The organism is Achromobacter sp. 1012554356 (assembly GCF_059760815.1).
The window spans coordinates 122,609-134,804 of the sequence record NZ_JCBANC010000003.1 but is presented as its reverse complement, the minus strand read 5'-3'; the positions used below and the strand labels follow the sequence as shown (position 1 = coordinate 134,804).

General features: G+C 65.2%; 13 protein-coding genes. 10 read left to right on the top strand and 3 right to left on the bottom strand.

Annotated features, from left to right (window positions below; all coding sequences use genetic code 11):
* The first annotated feature begins 43 nt into the window (after positions 1–43).
* A complete protein-coding gene (locus AC6LJW_RS02520; RefSeq protein ID WP_498086432.1) occupies positions 44–1,246 on the top strand; it encodes a DUF418 domain-containing protein in 1,203 nt (400 codons plus the stop codon).
* 48 nt (positions 1,247–1,294) lie between these two features.
* Here AC6LJW_RS02520 and AC6LJW_RS02515 read toward each other — a convergent pair whose 3' ends face one another.
* Both AC6LJW_RS02515 and AC6LJW_RS02510 read right to left on the bottom strand, forming a co-directional pair.
* Positions 1,295–2,635 (bottom strand): aspartate aminotransferase family protein, encoded by a 1,341-nt coding sequence (locus AC6LJW_RS02515; protein ID WP_427985446.1) that lies wholly within the window; start codon positions 2,633–2,635, stop codon positions 1,295–1,297.
* A 48-nt stretch (positions 2,636–2,683) separates the two neighbouring features.
* The gene (locus AC6LJW_RS02510; RefSeq protein ID WP_498086431.1) at positions 2,684–3,616 is read right to left on the bottom strand and encodes a MurR/RpiR family transcriptional regulator; all 933 of its coding nucleotides are present in this window, start codon (positions 3,614–3,616) and stop codon (positions 2,684–2,686) included.
* A gap of 275 nt (positions 3,617–3,891) precedes the next feature.
* Between AC6LJW_RS02510 and AC6LJW_RS02505 the strand changes: the two genes are divergently transcribed.
* The 6 genes from AC6LJW_RS02505 to AC6LJW_RS02480 all read left to right on the top strand — a co-directional run bounded on the left by AC6LJW_RS02505 (position 3,892) and on the right by AC6LJW_RS02480 (position 8,761).
* Positions 3,892–4,440, top strand: coding sequence for a MarR family winged helix-turn-helix transcriptional regulator (locus AC6LJW_RS02505; protein ID WP_056571608.1), 549 nt, complete (start codon positions 3,892–3,894; stop codon positions 4,438–4,440).
* Entirely contained in the window at positions 4,437–4,997 is a 561-nt protein-coding gene (ectA, locus tag AC6LJW_RS02500) for a diaminobutyrate acetyltransferase (protein ID WP_056571512.1), read from the top strand. The genes AC6LJW_RS02505 and ectA overlap by 4 nt, the downstream gene beginning before the upstream one ends.
* Positions 4,998–5,121: 124 nt before the next feature.
* On the top strand, positions 5,122–6,429 hold the full coding sequence (gene ectB / locus AC6LJW_RS02495; protein WP_056571509.1) for a diaminobutyrate--2-oxoglutarate transaminase: 1,308 nt from the start codon (positions 5,122–5,124) through the stop codon (positions 6,427–6,429).
* Complete coding sequence (locus AC6LJW_RS02490; protein ID WP_056571502.1) at positions 6,426–6,824, top strand: ectoine synthase; 399 nt, start codon at positions 6,426–6,428, stop codon at positions 6,822–6,824. Before ectB ends, AC6LJW_RS02490 begins: the two co-directional genes overlap by 4 nt.
* A gap of 15 nt (positions 6,825–6,839) precedes the next feature.
* On the top strand, positions 6,840–7,766 hold the full coding sequence (gene thpD / locus AC6LJW_RS02485) for an ectoine hydroxylase (protein ID WP_056571498.1): 927 nt from the start codon (positions 6,840–6,842) through the stop codon (positions 7,764–7,766).
* A 122-nt stretch (positions 7,767–7,888) separates the two neighbouring features.
* Positions 7,889–8,761: an MOSC domain-containing protein gene (locus tag AC6LJW_RS02480; RefSeq protein WP_498086430.1), complete on the top strand. Its 873-nt coding sequence runs from the start codon at positions 7,889–7,891 to the stop codon at positions 8,759–8,761.
* 37 nt (positions 8,762–8,798) lie between these two features.
* On the opposite strand, the gene sugE is transcribed toward AC6LJW_RS02480, so the two are convergent.
* Positions 8,799–9,116: a quaternary ammonium compound efflux SMR transporter SugE gene (gene sugE / locus AC6LJW_RS02475; protein ID WP_056571491.1), complete on the bottom strand. Its 318-nt coding sequence runs from the start codon at positions 9,114–9,116 to the stop codon at positions 8,799–8,801.
* A 209-nt stretch (positions 9,117–9,325) separates the two neighbouring features.
* Between sugE and panD the strand changes: the two genes are divergently transcribed.
* The 3 genes from panD (at position 9,326) to AC6LJW_RS02460 (ending at position 12,192) form a co-directional block, all read left to right on the top strand.
* On the top strand, positions 9,326–9,694 hold the full coding sequence (gene panD / locus AC6LJW_RS02470; protein ID WP_050446262.1) for an aspartate 1-decarboxylase: 369 nt from the start codon (positions 9,326–9,328) through the stop codon (positions 9,692–9,694).
* A 69-nt stretch (positions 9,695–9,763) separates the two neighbouring features.
* The gene (locus AC6LJW_RS02465; RefSeq protein WP_498086429.1) at positions 9,764–10,810 is read left to right on the top strand and encodes a CDP-6-deoxy-delta-3,4-glucoseen reductase; all 1,047 of its coding nucleotides are present in this window, start codon (positions 9,764–9,766) and stop codon (positions 10,808–10,810) included.
* Positions 10,811–10,935: 125 nt separating this feature from the next.
* A complete protein-coding gene (locus tag AC6LJW_RS02460; RefSeq protein WP_498086428.1) occupies positions 10,936–12,192 on the top strand; it encodes a D-amino acid dehydrogenase in 1,257 nt (418 codons plus the stop codon).
* The last annotated feature ends 4 nt before the right edge of the window (positions 12,193–12,196 follow it).

Sequence of the window (12,196 nt, the reverse complement as noted above, 5' to 3'; positions counted from 1 at the left end):
GCGCGCGCCCCTTGCGCCGCCCAGCTGCCATCCAGAGACCCGCATGAGCATCGACCTCGCCGCCCGGCCGCGCCTCGCGCACGTCGATGCCCTGCGGGGCTTTGCGCTCTTCGGCATCCTGGTCGTCAACATCAACGTGTTCGCCTTTCCGTTCTACGGCGGGGGCGTGCCGGATCCGGTCTATTCCAGCCCCTTGGATGTGACGGTCCGCTGGCTGGTCGCCTGGTTGTTCGAAACCAAGTTCTACCTGCTGTTTTCCTTCCTGTTCGGCTACAGCTTCACGCTGCAGATGACGGCGGCCGAACGCGCCGACGCGGCCTTCGTGCCGCGTTTTTTGCGCCGGCAGGCGGGGCTGGCGGCCCTGGGTATGGCGCACGCCATCCTGTTCTACCAGGGCGACATTCTGGTGACGTACGCGTTGCTGGGCCTCGCGCTGCTGCTATGCCGGCGCATGGACCCGGGCCGGGCGCTGCGCGTTGCGCTGTGGCTGATCGCACTGGCATCGGCGGTGTGGGCGATTCTGGGCGCGTTAAGTTTCCTGGACCCCGTGCGGGCCGGCTACGGGCTGCAATACAAAGCCGAGGCGCTGGCCTCCATCGAGGCGTACCGCGGCACCGTCGGCACCACGATCGCGCAGCACATCAAGGAACTCACCGAGGCCATCTGGTTCACTGTGCTGTTGGTGCAGGGGCCATTCGTTTTTGCCATGTTCCTGGCGGGATACGCGTTGGGCCGGCGCAATGCGCTGGCCGACCCCTGGCGCTCGCGCCGCGCGCTCGGACTGCTGTGCGCGCTATGCGTCCTGCCCGGGCTGGCCGGCGCCGCGGCGTATGCGACCAGCGCCTTGCCGCAGGCGCGCGTGGTGTGGGAATTGCCGGGACTGGCCGTGGGCCTTTTCACCGCGCCGCTTTTAAGCCTGTCATACGGTGCGGCGTTCCTGCTGGCGCTGCGCACGGGGCCTGGCGAGCGCCTTGGGGCCTGGCTGGCGCCCGCCGGGCGGATGGCGCTGAGCAATTACCTGATGCAGTCGGTGGTCTGCGCATTTCTCTTCACGGCGTGGGGCTTGCGCCTGTACGCCGCCGTGCCGCCCCTGGCCGCGTTTCTGATTGCGGTGGCTATCTTTGCCGCCCAGTTGCCGTTGTCTGCCTGGTGGCTGCGGCATCATGCCTACGGCCCTGTGGAATGGTTCCTGCGCGCGCTCACCATTGGCGCACGGCCGCCCTGGCTGCGGGCAGGCGCAGGCTGATCAGGTGGCGCGGGCGGATCCTCGCCCGGCCGCCGTTGCGGTGGACGCCTAACCCCGCGTCTGCGATATCGCGGCGTCGATGGCGCCGGCGAGTCGTTCGGTCAGTTGGTCCAGTTCGTCGTCGGAGATGATGAAGGGCGGCGCGAGCAGCACGTGATCACCCTGTCGTCCATCGAGGGTGCCGCCCATCGGATAGACCATCAAGCCCCGCGCCATCGCCTCCCGCTTGATCCGCGCATGCAGCGTCAGCTCGGGATCGAAGGGCTGCTTGGTGGCGCGGTCCTGAACCAGCTCCACGCCCATGAACAGGCCCCGGCCGCGGATGTCGCCCACGTGCGGGTGTTCGCCCAGCGCCGCATGCAGCCGCTGCGTCAGGCCCGCGCCCTGGACTCGCACGCGCTCCAGCAGCCCGTCGCGCCGGATCACGTCCTGCACTGCCAGCGAGGCCGCGCACGCCAGCGCGTGGCCAAGATACGTGTGGCCGTGCTGGAAAAAGCCGCTGCCCTGCTGCATGGCCTGCACGATATGCTGCTGCGCCATGACTGCGCCGATGGGCTGATAGCCGCCGCCCAGGCCCTTGGCGATGGTGATGAGATCCGGCGTCACGCCTTCCTGTTCGACGGCGTACAGCGAGCCGGTCCGGCCCATGCCGCACATGACTTCGTCAGCGATGAACAGCACGCCGTGGCGGTCGCAGACCTCTCGGATGCGGCGGAAGTAGCCGGGCACGGCCGTCACCGCGCCGGATGTCGCGCCCACCACTGGCTCGGCCACGAATGCCATCACGGAGTCCGGGCCGAGACGTTGGATGGCCGCGTCCAGCTCCTGCGCAAGCCGCTCGCCGTATTGTTCTGCGGTTTCGCCGACGCGTTGGTCGCGGTAGGCATAGCAGGGCGAGACATGCTCGACCTCGATCAGCAAAGGCGCGAACTGCGCGCGCCGCCAGGCGTTGCCGCCAACCGCCAGCGCGCCCAGCGTGTTGCCGTGATAGCTCTGCCGCCGCGCGATGATGTGGCGGCGTTGCGGCTGGCCGATTTCGACGAAGTATTGGCGCGCCATCTTCAGCGCCGCTTCGACCGCTTCCGAGCCGCCCGATACGAAGTAAGCATGCGAGGTGCCGGCGGGGGCGTCCGCGACCAGGCGGGCCGCCAGCTTTTCAGCGACCTCCGTAGTGAAAAAGCTGGTGTGGGCGTAGGCCAGCGCGTCGATCTGCGCGTGCAGGGCCGCCTGGACGTCCGGGTGGTTGTGACCCAGGCAGGACACCGCCGCGCCGCCTGAGCCGTCCAGATACGCGCGGCCCGCGCTGTCATGGATCCAGGCGCCCTGGCCGCGCAAGGCGATGGGGGGCGTATGGCGAAGGGAGCGATGCAGGATGTGGGTTTGGCTCATGCTGCGGGTTCCTGGGTCAGGTTGAAGGGGGGCTTCGGCTTGCAGGCCTCAGCCTTGGCGACGTGCGGGGGCGCCGGTCCAGTAGACGTTGCTGGCACGCAGACGCTGCTCCACTTCGGTCAGCCGGTCCAGCACCGCTTCGCCGCCGCGGGCCGTCAGCCTGGCTATCAGGTGTTCGGCCAGCCCAAGCAGTCCGGCGGTCGTGTGGAAGAACGAGCCCGGTCCCTGGTGCGCGGGCCTTGCCTGCACGCCATCGCGGTCGGACGGGAAAAAGCGGAGGGTATGGCGGGCGTCCACGGCAAGTGGGGACAGCGGGTCGTCGGTCAGCGCCACCACGGCCACGCCGCGTTGCGCGGCCTGGCGTGCGAGCTCGACGGTGGCGACAGGGTAGGGCGCCTGCGAGATGACGATCAGCGCGTCGCCCGCGCCCATGTTGTCGATCTGTTCGGCCGGCGCGCCGCCCAGCCCGTCGATCAGGACACTGTTGCGCCGCACGAGTTGATAGGCATACCGCATCTGGAACGCGATGCCGAAGGCCGAGCGCGTGCCCAGGAAACCGACTTGATGCGCGTTCAAAAGGGTTTGCACCGCGGCGTCGAACGCCGCGGGCGGGTTCAGCGCGCAGACCGAGGACATGGCCTGGACCTGATACCCGGTCAACGCATCGTGGCCGGGTTCCGTGGACGCGCTCGCAGCGGCCTGCAGGGCCGCGGCACGGTCGCGCAGGCCCGGCTCGCTCTGTGCGGCCAGCGCCTGCTGGAACGGCTCGCGGAAATCTTCGTAGCTGCCATAGCCCACCGCGCGGGCCAGCCGCAACATCGTGGCCGGCGCCACCCCCAGCGTCTGTGCCTGCCGGCGCATCGACCACAGTCCCACCAGCGCGGGATTGGCCACCACCCAGCGCGCCGCCCGCTGCAATTCGGGTGGCAGTTGCTCCAGCTTTTCCTGGAGGGTGGCGAGCAGGGAGGACGGCAGGGACATGTAGACAGGGCCGGATAAAACCGTAAAAAACATATGATAAATAAAACATCATGAACAAAACATATGTTTTTTAGTGGGGCTTGCCCGCAGGTGGATGGGCCTCGCTGGCCCCCGGCACAGCGGAATCGGCGTGCTGACAAGTCCATTCATACTGCAGTCATCCTCGCCAAATCCACGTTCATTTATTTACATCGTGCCCGGGTTTTTGTTTGACTCGAATAAATCGGGCGCATATGATTCGTGTAGAAATGATTTTGCCCGAACCTTCCGTATCCATGACTGACGCCGCGAAAACAGAAACCACTCAGCAGTACGACCTGCGCATTTTGCGAGCCCTGCGCCGCATCACGCGTTCGATCGCGCTGCATTCGCGACAGTTGTCCGCGGTCAGCCACATCACTGCACCGCAATTGATGTGCCTGCGCACTGTGATCGCCAACGGTCCCATGACCGCTACGGCGATCAGCCGCGAGATGCACGTCAGCCCCAGCACGGTGGTCGGCATCCTGGATCGCCTGGAAGACAAGGCGCTGATCCGCCGCGAGCGGGGCCGTGAAGACCGCCGCATCGTGTTCGTCACCGCCACCGAGGCGGGACATGAATTGGCGCAAGGCGCGCCGTCGCCGCTGCAAAAGCATCTGGCTGACGCGCTCAATGCCTTGCCGGAATTGGAACAGGCCACCATCACCCTGTCCTTGGAGCGCATCGTGACGCTCATGGAACAGGACGGTCAGGCCGCAGTCGACACGCATGGAGACGTGTCGTCGCCCATCCTTGAAGTGCCCACGGGCGGGGCACCCCCAGAATCGGGAATCGTTGCATGAAGAAAAACGAACTGGATACCCCCACACTCTCAAGTGCCGTGGCGCCGGCGGTCAGCGCGCAGACCCATACCATGCGTCTGCCCGACCGCAAAGACGGCGCCGCGATCCACCGCCTCATTTCCGAGTGCCCGCCGCTCGACCTGAATTCCCTCTACGCGTACCTGCTCCTGTGCGAGCACTTTCGCGACACCTGCGTCCTGGCTGAAAGCGCCGGGGGACGCATCAATGGTTTCATCTCCGCTTATGTGGACCCGTCCCGCCCTGACGTCCTGTTCGTCTGGCAGGTTGCGGTGCACGCCCGCGCTCGCGGCCAACGCCTTGGCCGCGCCATGCTCCGGGAACTCTTGCAGCGCAAGGGCCTGGCGCATGTCCGCTATCTTGAAACCACGGTGGGGCCTGACAACCAGGCTTCGCGCCGCACCTTCGCCGGCCTGGCCGCCGAAGTAGGCGCCCACGTTTCCGAACAGCCGTTCTTCGACCGGCAACTCTTCGGCGGCGCGGACCATGACGACGAGATGCTGTTAAGGATAGGTCCGTTCGCCTTGCCGTCCCCTTAGGGGCGCCACAGGCCTGACGGTCTTATCGATTTACCGGGATGGTTCGAACTATCCAGGTGCGCTTGCCGCACTTGGCGGGATCAGGCCGTCCGTCAATTAATGAGTTGAAAAGGGAGGATTAATCATGGACTTGAAGATCTTTGACCGCATGGAGTCTGAAGTGCGGGGCTACATCAGGTCGTTTCCCGTGATATTCAATCAGGCCCGTGGCTCGACGCTCATCGATGAAGATGGCACCGAATACATCGACTTCTTCAGCGGCGCAGGCACGCTGAACTACGGCCACAACAATCCTGTTCTCAAGGAAAAGCTGCTGGAGTATGTGCAGGCGGACGGCGTCGTCCACGGCCTGGACATGGCCACCAGCGCGAAGAAGCGTTTCCTGGAGACGGTGGATCGCGTGCTGCTCAAGCCGCGCAACTGGCAGTACACCCTGCAATTCACCGGCCCGACCGGCACCAATGCCGTCGAAGCCGCGCTGAAGATCGCGCGCCAGGTCAAGGGCCGCCCCAACGTGATCTCGTTTACGCACGGCTTTCATGGCGTCAGCGGCGGCTCGCTCGCCGCGACGGCCAACATGAAGTTCCGTGAGGCCGCCGGCTACGCGCTGGGCAACACGACGTTCATGCCCTATGACGGGTACTTTGGTCCGGACGTGGACACCATGTCGTACATGGAACGCATGCTGGAAGACCCGAGCAGCGGCATGGACAAGCCGGCCGCCGTCATCGTGGAAACGGTGCAGGGCGAAGGCGGCGTCAACGTGGCCACGCTGCGCTGGCTCAAAGAGCTGGAAAAACTGTGCAAGCGCCACGACATGCTGCTGATCGTGGACGACATCCAGGTCGGGTGCGGCCGCACCGGCACCTTCTTCAGCTTCGAGACCGCTGGCATCCGCCCCGACATCATCACGCTGTCCAAGTCGCTGTCGGGCTTTGGTCTGCCGATGTCGCTGGTGCTGATGAAGCCCGAGCTGGACATCTGGAAGCCCGGCGCTCACAGCGGCACCTTCCGCGGCAACAACCTCGCCTTCGTCACCGCCACGCAGGCGCTGGAAACGTACTGGACCAACGCCGCATTCACCGCCGACGTCCAGCGCAAGGAGCGCCTGGTCGGCGACTGGCTCGAAAACCTGGTGCACAGCTATCCCAACGCCGGCCTGTCGGCGCGTGGCCGCGGCCTGATCCAGGGCCTGGTGTCCAACAGCAATCCCGCGCTGTCCAACCGCATCGCGCAATGCGCCTTCAAGAAGGGCGTCGTGATCGAAACGTCGGGCGCGCACGATGAAGTGCTGAAGCTGCTGCCCGCGCTGACGATCGAGGAAGATCTGCTCGCCAAGGGCCTGGATCTGATCGAGGCCAGCGTGGCCGAAGCGCTGGCCGATGAGGGGCAGTCCGCCCGCATCCTGAAATTTGGAGGAAAGCGTCAATGATCGTACGTAATGTCAAAGATGTGATCGGCACTGCCGACGAAGTCCGCACCGACACCTGGGTCAGCCGCCGTGTGCTGCTCAAGAAGGACGGTATGGGCTTTTCATTCCACGAGACCACCATCTTCCCGGGCGGCCGCACGCACATCCACTACAAGAACCATCTTGAGGCGGTGTGGTGCATCGAGGGCGACGGTTCGATCGAGACCATCGCCGACGGCAAGAAATATGACCTCGGCCCCGGCGTGGTCTACGCGCTGAACGAAAACGACGAGCACTGGCTGTGCGGCGGCAAGGAGCCGCTGCGCGTCATCTGCGTCTTCAATCCGCCGCTGACCGGCCAGGAAGTGCACGACAAGGAAGGTGTCTACGCGCTGCCCGATGCGGTCGCGGCCTGATAAAAGGAGGTTCGCATGATCTCACCCGCGCAGGATCCGTACGCCTCCCGTACGGATCGCAGTTCCGCCATCATTTCCCGCCAGGACCCCGTCGTCTATGAAGACGGCAAGTATGCCAACGCCCTGACCAGCGAGCAGGTCGGCCAGTACGACCGCGACGGCTTCCTGCTCTTGGAAAACCTGTTCACGGAGGCCGAGGTGCGTGCGCTGTCGGCCGAGGTCGAGCGCATGACGCGCGACCCTTCCATCGTCCGCCGCGAAGAGGCCATCACCGAGCCGGGCAGCAATGCCGTGCGTTCCATCTTTCTGGTGCACGTGCTCAATCCCATGCTGGCCCGCCTGGTGCGAGATCCGCGCCTGGTCAACGTGGCGCGCCAGATTCTCGGCTCCGAGGTCTACATCCACCAGTCGCGCGCCAACATGAAGCCGGGCTTCAAGGGCAAGGAGTTCTACTGGCACTCCGACTTTGAAACCTGGCACGTTGAAGACGGCATGCCGTCGATGCGCGCGCTCAGTTGCTCGGTGCTGCTGACCGACAACAACGAGTGCAACGGCCCGCTGATGCTGGTGCCCGGATCGCATCGGCAGTTCATTTCGTGCGTCGGCGAGACGCCGAACGAGCACTATAAGCAGTCGCTGAAGAAGCAGGAATACGGCGTGCCGGATCCGGTCAGCCTGCAGTTGCTGGTGGAGCAGGGCGGCATCAGCACGATGACGGCCAAGGCCGGCTCCGTGGTGTTCTTCGACTGCAACACGATGCACGGCTCGAACAGCAACATTTCGCCGTGGCCCCGCGCCAACGTCTTCATGGTCTACAACAGCATGGAGAACACCCTGAACCCGCCCAAGTATGGGCTGACCCCGCGTCCCGAGCACATCGCGACGCGCAAGGGATTCAAGGCGGTCACGCCGCTGGACACCTTGAAGCTGGTCGGCGGCTGAGCAACCGCCACCTTATCTGGCCCGGGCTTGTCCCGGGCTTTTTTTGTCTCTTTCGGGCGGTCCGGCGCGCCGCATTTCTTGTATTCTCTGCGGCATTCGCCACTCGTTGAGCCACCGCCGCCATGTCCGCCCGCATCCTCAGCCTGCATATCTACCCCGTCAAATCCTGTGCGGGCATCGACCTGAACGAATCGCCGATCGACCGCGCGGGCCTGGCCCATGACCGGCGCTGGATGGTGGTGGACGCCGCGGGCCAGTTCATGACGCAGCGGCAATGGCCGGCCATGGCGCTCATCCGCACCGCGCTCACCGCGGACGCGCTGCGGCTGTCGGCGCCCGGCATGGCGGACCTGGACGTCGCTCTGGACGGCTCGGGTCTGCAAGGGGATGCCCTCACGGTAGGCGTCTGGAGCGACACCACCACGGCCCGGCGCGAAGGCGACGCCGCCGCACAGTGGCTGACCCAGTTCCTGCAAACGCCTTGCGGCCTGCTCAAGGTGGACGCCGCGGCGCGCCGCGATGCCAAGCCGGATTGGGTGTCCCGCTGGGTTGATGCGCACCCCGACCTGGCCGAGGCCTTCGTGGGCGAGCACTGCTTTGGCTTTGCCGATGGGTTCCCGCTACTGATCGCCAACCAGGCGTCGCTGGACGACCTGAATGCCCGCCTGCAGGCCAAGGGCGCTGACCCTGTGCCCATGGACCGCTTTCGTCCCAACATCGTGGTCGAAGGCGAATGGGAAGCCTTCGAAGAAGACCACACCGCCATGATCACTGTGGCCGGAGTGCGGATGGCGTTCGTCAAGCCGTGCACGCGTTGCTCGATTCCCGACATCGACCAGCGCACGGCCAAACAGTACGAGGAACCGGGCCGCACGCTGGCGAGTTACCGCAATCTGGACATCGGCGTGGTGTTCGGCCAGAACGCCATTCTGGATGCGCCGGCGGGGACGCGGCTCAAGGTGGGCGACGCGGTCGAGATCGAACTGGATTTCTGACGCGCCGCCCTTCGGGGGCGGGTCCTGGGCCTAGGCCTTAGGGCGAGGACAGCTTCAAGCCAACCAGGCCCAACACGATGAGCGCGACGCTGGCGATGCGCAGCCAGCTCGCCGACTCCCCGAACAGCACGATGCCGGCCACGAAGGCGCCGATCGTGCCGATGCCCACCCATACGGCGTAGGCGGTGCCCAGCGGCAGGGTTTTCATGGCCAGCGCCAGCAGCCAGAAGCTGACCAGCATGCCGGCCACGGTGCCCACGGACGGCCACAGCCGGGTGAATCCGTGGGTGTATTTCAGGCCGACGGCCCAGACGATTTCAAACAGGCCAGCCAAAACCAGGATGATCCAGGTCATTCACGACTCCCAAGATTGCATTGCCGGCGGGGTGCCGGCATAAATGGGGTCGTCCCCGGAAAACGCGCATGCCGTTTGACGGTGCGCGGCAACGGGCCGTCCCGTTGCGGCAAAAATTATAGAATACCGGCTTTCGACGGCAAATCCGGATGCCGGGCATCAACCTTGCAACACTTCGCGGTCCGGGCCGCGAAACCAGGAAATTCTTTATGCAACGCATCATGCTGCGGGCAAAGCTGCACCGCGTCACGGTCACCGAAGCCGACCTTCACTACGAAGGCTCTTGCGGCATCGACGAAGACCTCCTCGACGCTGCCGGCATGCGCGAGTTCGAACGCATCGAACTCTACAACGTGACCAACGGTGAACGCTTCGACACCTACATCATCAAGGCCGCACGCGGCAGCGGCGCCATCTCGCTGAATGGCGCGGCCGCACGCCGGGCCCAGGTGGGCGACCTGCTCATCATCTGCACGTACGGTCCGATGTCCGAAGAAGATTCGGCCACGCACAAGCCCCAGGTGGTGCTGGTGGACGACGCCAACCGCGTCAAGGAAATCCGCAAGTTCCCGGCATGACGCCGGGCCGGGCGGAGCGCCATCCTGGCATCGCCGGATAGCGCTTCGTCGCCTCTGAACCGTTTCATCATGAGCTTCCAGGTCATCATCCAACCCAGCAAGCATCAATTCCCGGTCGAGCCCGGCCAGACCGTGCTCGACGCCGCGCTGGCGGCAGGCATCGTCCTGCCTTACAGCTGTCGCAACGGCGCGTGCTCCACCTGCAAGGGCAAAGTGGTTTCCGGGGAGTTCGACGCCGGCCAGTACCCCGCGCAGATCCTGTCGCCCGAGGAACTGGCCGACGGCTACACGCTGTTCTGCCAGGCTCGTCCCGAGTCCGACCTCGTGGTCGAGTCCACCGAAGTCCGGCTCGCCAGCGACATCCAGATCCGCAAGCTGCCGTCGCGTGTCCAGACCATGGAGCGCGTGGCGCCCGACGTCACGGTCCTGAAGCTGCAACTGCCGGCCTCCGAGCAGTTCCGCTATTACGCCGGTCAGTACGTCGAAATCATCCTGAAGGACGGCCGCCGCCGCAGCTATTCGATGGCCGGCGCGCCGCACACCGGCAGCCCGCTGGAATTGCACATCCGGCACATGCCGGGCGGGCTTTTCACCGATCACGTGTTTGGCGCCGGCGACACGCAGATGAAGGAACGCGAGATCCTGCGCCTGGAAGGGCCGTTCGGATCGTTCTTCCTGCGCGAAGACAGCGACAAGCCGATCGTTTTGCTGGCCAGCGGCACGGGCTTCGCGCCGGTCAAGGCGATCGTCGAACACATGATCCACAAGAACATCGACCGGCCCGTCGTGCTGTACTGGGGCGGCCGCCGTCCGCAGGACCTCTACATGGACGCGCTGGCGCAGTCGTGGTCCGCGCAGCTTCCCAACTTCCGCTACGTGCCGGTCGTGTCCAACTCGGTGCAGGAAGACAACTGGACCGGCCGCACCGGCTTTGTCCACGAAGCCGTGATGCACGACATCGCGGACCTTTCCAGGCACCAGGTCTATGCCTGCGGCACGCCGCTGATGGTCGACGCGGCTCGCCGCGAGTTCAGCGCGCAGAACGGTCTGCCGCCGGAAGAGTTCTACGCGGATGCCTTCACGTCAGAGGCCGATCTGGCGAAGGCCGGGTCTTAAGTAATATGTTTTTTATTACTTAGGCGGCTGCAAAACGGCAAGGTAAACTGCTTTGGCAGCGGCCTGCCGGGGCACGCGGACATCGGGTCCGCGTACGCAACCGGCATGCAAGGAGCGATGCGGGCATGAAAGTAGCGGTATTGGGTAGCGGCATTATCGGCATCTCCAGCGCCTGGTGGCTAAGCCAGGCGGGTCATGACGTCGTGGTCATAGACCGCTGCACCGGCCCCGCCCAGGAAACCAGCCTCGCCAATGGCGCGCAGATTTCCGTCTCCTACGCCGAACCCTGGGCCAATCCCCAGGCGCCGATGAAGCTGCTCAAGTGGATGTTCCGGGACGACGCGCCGCTCTTGTTCCGTCCGCAGCTCGACTGGCGGCAGTGGATGTGGGGTCTGGCATTCCTGCGCGAATGCCTGCCCGGCCGGCTGGCTCCCAACATCCGGGCCATGGTTCGCATGGCCGAATACAGCCGCGCCACGCTGCGCGGCATGCGCGCCGAGCTCGGCATCCAGTACGACCACCTCGAACGCGGCATTCTGAATTTCTACCGCGATCCCCACGAATTCGAAAACTCGCAGCGCGCCGCCGGCCTGATGCGCGACTTCGGCGTCGAACGCCGCGTTGTGTCTGCCGACGAAGTCGTCGCCATCGAGCCCGCGCTGGCGCCGCATCGCGCCACGATCGTGGGCGGCGACTACACGCCCGAGGACGAAAGCGGGGACGTACACCTGTTTACCGTCGCGCTCGCCCAGCTCTGCGAGCGCGCGGGCGTCGAATTCCGCTACAGCACGCGCGCGACCCGGCTGCTGACCATGGGCGGGACCGTCACGGGCGTCGAACTCATCGAGCCCGACGGCCGCTATGCCAGCGTGTCGGCCGACGCCTATGTCGTCGCCATGGGCAGCTTCAGTCCGGGGCTGCTGCGCCCGCTGGGCATCCCGTGCAACGTGTACCCGGCCAAAGGCTATTCGGCCACGTTCCCGGTACTTGATCCGGCTGCCACCCCCACTGTCAGCCTTACCGACAGCAGCCACAAGATTGTCTTCTCGCGTCTGGGCGACCGGCTGCGCATGGCAGGCACGGCGGAACTTTCCGGCTACTCGCGCAGCCTGAATACCGGCCGTTGCGAGGCCTTGACCCGCCTCGCCAAAGAACTTTTTCCCGACGCGCTCGATTTCGAGCGCGTCAGCTATTGGTCGGGCTTGCGTCCGTCCACTCCCTCGAACGTGCCCATCATCGGCCGCAGCCGTATCCCGAATTTGTATATCAATACTGGACACGGTACGCTTGGCTGGACGATGGGTGTTGGCTCGGGCCGGGCATTGGCCGATCTGCTCAGTGGACGGCGGCCAGAACCGGAATTCCCTTTTCTTGGTCTGTGAACCT

Bases quoted from the DNA above. Each gene is read 5' to 3' on its own strand.
- AC6LJW_RS02520 (WP_498086432.1), top strand. From the start codon at position 44: ATGAGCATCGACCTCGCCGCCCGGCCGCGCCTCGCGCACGTCGATGCC.
- AC6LJW_RS02515 (WP_427985446.1), bottom strand. From the start codon at position 2,635: ATGAGCCAAACCCACATCCTGCATCGCTCCCTTCGCCATACGCCCCCC.
- AC6LJW_RS02510 (WP_498086431.1), bottom strand. From the start codon at position 3,616: ATGTCCCTGCCGTCCTCCCTGCTCGCCACCCTCCAGGAAAAGCTGGAG.
- AC6LJW_RS02505 (WP_056571608.1), top strand. From the start codon at position 3,892: ATGACTGACGCCGCGAAAACAGAAACCACTCAGCAGTACGACCTGCGC.
- ectA (WP_056571512.1), top strand. From the start codon at position 4,437: ATGAAGAAAAACGAACTGGATACCCCCACACTCTCAAGTGCCGTGGCG.
- ectB (WP_056571509.1), top strand. From the start codon at position 5,122: ATGGACTTGAAGATCTTTGACCGCATGGAGTCTGAAGTGCGGGGCTAC.
- AC6LJW_RS02490 (WP_056571502.1), top strand. From the start codon at position 6,426: ATGATCGTACGTAATGTCAAAGATGTGATCGGCACTGCCGACGAAGTC.
- thpD (WP_056571498.1), top strand. From the start codon at position 6,840: ATGATCTCACCCGCGCAGGATCCGTACGCCTCCCGTACGGATCGCAGT.
- AC6LJW_RS02480 (WP_498086430.1), top strand. From the start codon at position 7,889: ATGTCCGCCCGCATCCTCAGCCTGCATATCTACCCCGTCAAATCCTGT.
- sugE (WP_056571491.1), bottom strand. From the start codon at position 9,116: ATGACCTGGATCATCCTGGTTTTGGCTGGCCTGTTTGAAATCGTCTGG.
- panD (WP_050446262.1), top strand. From the start codon at position 9,326: ATGCAACGCATCATGCTGCGGGCAAAGCTGCACCGCGTCACGGTCACC.
- AC6LJW_RS02465 (WP_498086429.1), top strand. From the start codon at position 9,764: ATGAGCTTCCAGGTCATCATCCAACCCAGCAAGCATCAATTCCCGGTC.
- AC6LJW_RS02460 (WP_498086428.1), top strand. From the start codon at position 10,936: ATGAAAGTAGCGGTATTGGGTAGCGGCATTATCGGCATCTCCAGCGCC.